Genomic DNA, 1,345 nt, shown 5'->3' with positions numbered 1-1,345 from the left:
GGCGGCGTGCGGGCAGGCGGCGGCTCGGGCCTGCGGAAACCGGGCGCGGCGCTGCGCGACGGAGGAGGGGGCCTCGGGGTGAACGGGCGGTGGCGGACGGGGCGGTGGCGCCGTCAGCGGGCCCGACAGATGGCGCTGGACATGCGGCAGAGATCGACGTGCCGTCGACTTACCAAGGCGATTCCAGCGGAAGACATGGCGGAAGCGTGGCACGGGGGGATTGGGGGAGTCCACCGTGGTCCACGGGGTGGACGCGGACGTGTCGGTATGTGGACACGGGCCGGGGCGGGCCGCGCGGGGCCCCGCCCCGGCCCCCGCTCCTCAAGCGCCGGAGGGGCTGAATTTCACGCCCCCGGCCAAGGGCCCGGGGACTTCAGCGCCTCCTCCTGTTCCACCTCCGTCCGGTACACCCTGAACCCCCTGCGCTCGTAGTTGGCCCGTGCGTGGGGGCCGTCCTTGCTGCAGGTGTGGAGCCAGACGCGGGTGGTGGTCAGGTCCCAGGCGCGGGCTGTCGCGAAGGAGAGCAGGTGGGCGCCGATGCGGCGGCCGCGGAAGGCGGGGAGCAGGCCGAAGTAGACGATTTCCGTCGAGCCGTCCTCGCGCGGGGCCAGCTCGGCGTAGCCGGCCGGGGTGCCGCGCTCGTACGCGATCCACGTCCGCGTGCCCTCCAGCTCCTTCGTCCAGCGGGCGCGGTCCCAGCCGAGGCGGTCGGTCCACGTGACGTCCTGGCCCACCGCCGTGTAGAGGAAGCGGCTCAGTTCGGGCGAGACGATCTCCGCGCACTCGACCCGCACGCCCTCGGGCGCGGGCACGGGCGGGCCCGCGTCCTCGGGCGAGGTCTGTTCCAGGTACCAGGTGGTGACGTCGACGGTGCTCATGGGCTCAGGGAATCACAGGCCCCCTCAGCGAATCACACGCCCCACGTCCCCGCACCACCAGCGGTGAGCGCGAGGCCGGGAGCAGGTCGCCCGGGCCGCTCGGCAGCCGCAGTTCCGTCTCCCAGCCGTCCCTGAAACGGTACGGGCGGTGGTCGAGCACCCCGTGCAGCGTCCGCCGCAGCCGCGAGAGTTCGGCCCGTACCGTCACCGTCCTGCCCGCGTCGCCGAACAGGTCGAGCGCGAGTTGCGCCGCCGTACGGCCCTCGCGGTGCACGGCGAGCACGTACAGGATCTCGGCGTGCCGCGGGCTCAGCCGCGCCGACCAGCTCCCGCCCTCGCCGCCCGCGACGGTGAGCACGGCCCGGCGCCCGCCCGTGAGGTCGAGGACGATACGGCCCGGCGCGGTGCCGTCCGGCGGCGTCTCCTCGCGCACCCGCAGCAGCCAGCCGCCGGGCAGCGGCTCGACC

Annotated in this window: 2 protein-coding genes and 1 pseudogene; all 3 read right to left on the bottom strand. The window is 74.7% G+C overall.

Translation table 11 applies throughout. From position 1 onward, the window contains the following. Nucleotides 1-113: 113 nt before the first annotated feature. Nucleotides 114-197: a putative leader peptide gene (locus tag G3I42_RS38510; RefSeq protein WP_311607211.1), complete on the bottom strand. Its 84-nt coding sequence runs from the start codon at nt 195-197 to the stop codon at nt 114-116. A gap of 147 nt (nt 198-344) precedes the next feature. Next, nucleotides 345-878: a GNAT family N-acetyltransferase gene (locus G3I42_RS30205; protein WP_164290931.1), complete on the bottom strand. Its 534-nt coding sequence runs from the start codon at nt 876-878 to the stop codon at nt 345-347. A 4-nt stretch (nt 879-882) separates the two neighbouring features. Further along, nucleotides 883-1,345, bottom strand: a pseudogene (locus G3I42_RS30200) (transcriptional regulator); the annotation flags it as partial.

Source organism: Streptomyces sp. SID11385, from assembly GCF_010548245.1.
Lineage (GTDB): Bacteria > Actinomycetota > Actinomycetes > Streptomycetales > Streptomycetaceae > Streptomyces.
The sequence above is the reverse complement of the archived record's forward strand: the minus strand, read 5'-3'. Positions and strand labels throughout refer to the sequence as shown.

Bases quoted from the DNA above. Each gene is read 5' to 3' on its own strand.
- G3I42_RS38510 (WP_311607211.1), bottom strand. From the start codon at position 197: ATGTCTTCCGCTGGAATCGCCTTGGTAAGTCGACGGCACGTCGATCTC.
- G3I42_RS30205 (WP_164290931.1), bottom strand. From the start codon at position 878: ATGAGCACCGTCGACGTCACCACCTGGTACCTGGAACAGACCTCGCCC.